Raw genomic sequence first — 1,596 nt, forward strand, 5'->3', positions numbered from 1 at the left:
ATGTTTTTTGCGCTGATATAACCAATCTGCTAACCCAACAATTAAAACCAGATAGGGAAACAGTACTAAACTCAACAATACATAGGGAGTTTCTTGGGAATGGGTTAACGTAGTTGCTGTTTCCAGTAGCCAGGTTTGTATTGATGGGGGAATCAATCGCCATGAAAGCCAAACCATCTGTAAACCAATGGCTAACATGGCGGCTAAATCGGAACGTCGCCAAAATTTTAGTAAACGATTGACAAATAACCAGACCCCCAGCCCACTGACAATCATGGCTTGCCAAGGAAACTCAGCTGCTACACAAACTAACCAACCCACCACCAGCAAGCTACCCCCTAACCAAATCATAGGGAGACGGGGAGACGGGGAGACCGGGAGAGATGGTGCCTGAGGCTTTTGGTATAGCCAGTAGAGAAACCAACCACACATCCCAATCGCTAACCCCAGTTGTTCAATATCGACACCTATGACAAAAATTGCTCTAAATAGCAGGATGCCGATGCCATAAACTAAGATGCGGAAGCCAGCAACATCAAAAATAATCGCTGAATTTTTCTTTCTGGATTCTATATATAAGGTAGCGATGGTGCTACCGATGCCCAAATAAACTGCTCCTATGGGAAATCCAGGGATACCCCAACCCCAGTTTAGGTAACTCAGACCTAAATAATTAATAATCGGTAAGGGGAATGATTGTTGTTGTCGTAATCGTAAAAATCCGTTCCCGTAGCCGCGACCTAAGAGTATCGAACTTAGTACTATCGCACTTAGTGCTACTGTCGCCACTGCTACCACTAGCCAATTTAAGGGATGACGCCACAAGCCAAAGCCATCCATTGCCCAAAAATTGACTGGGATCAGCAACAGACTGACAACTCGCAAGGTTTGGGCTGTTAACGGTAAATTCCCTTGTTTCGTTGTCCAAGCACTAATCCCCCAAAAGCTCAAGGTATAGGCCAGCAATACTCCATACTGTCCAGCAGCTGGGAAATTGTCCCATTGACTAGCAGCCAGTACCCCAGAGGATACCACCACCATAAACATACCCAGAAACAGCAACCAGCGGACACTGAATTCTGCTTGAAGGGATTGCCACATTTGAGCAATCCAGTTGGGTTTCTTCGGTTTGGGTGTCTCCGGTGCAAAGTCATTACTAGCTAAAGGTGACACTAGTTGAGGTGCTGGTTTGGAGACTGGTAAAGCAGAAACCTTTGGAGTTACACTAGGTTCTGGTAAGGCACAGGTGAGATGTTCTCGACACAACCGTTTAACAAAGGTTTCCTGGAGCAAACCCAAACGTAACCAAGCATCTAATCCCTCTAAAAGAGCCGGATGGGATGCTTTAGTTTTAAATATGATATTGATGCTAGTCTCAGAGAGTAAACCTAACTCTTGCCATACGGCTAAAGCTTCCAACAGTTTAGACTGGGAAGTATTGGTGTTGAGGGCAATAGTGATAGAACCCTCCCGTGGCGATGACATAAGCAATATTCCTAGTTAAATAGGAATGCAAGGGGGGCTGATTTAGGATACAGGTAGTTACTATTGTCCACTAAAGAGCCGGAACCTTGCTAGATACCACATTCCACCCTG

General features: G+C 45.2%; 1 pseudogene. It reads right to left on the reverse strand.

Annotated elements, in window-relative coordinates:
* A pseudogene (locus tag F6K38_RS28055) lies at positions 1–1,485 on the reverse strand (DUF2157 domain-containing protein); the annotation flags it as partial.
* Positions 1,486–1,596 lie beyond the last annotated feature (111 nt).

The organism is Moorena sp. SIO3B2 (assembly GCF_010692525.1).
In the GTDB taxonomy this organism is placed as follows: Bacteria; Cyanobacteriota; Cyanobacteriia; order Cyanobacteriales; family Coleofasciculaceae; genus Moorena; species Moorena producens.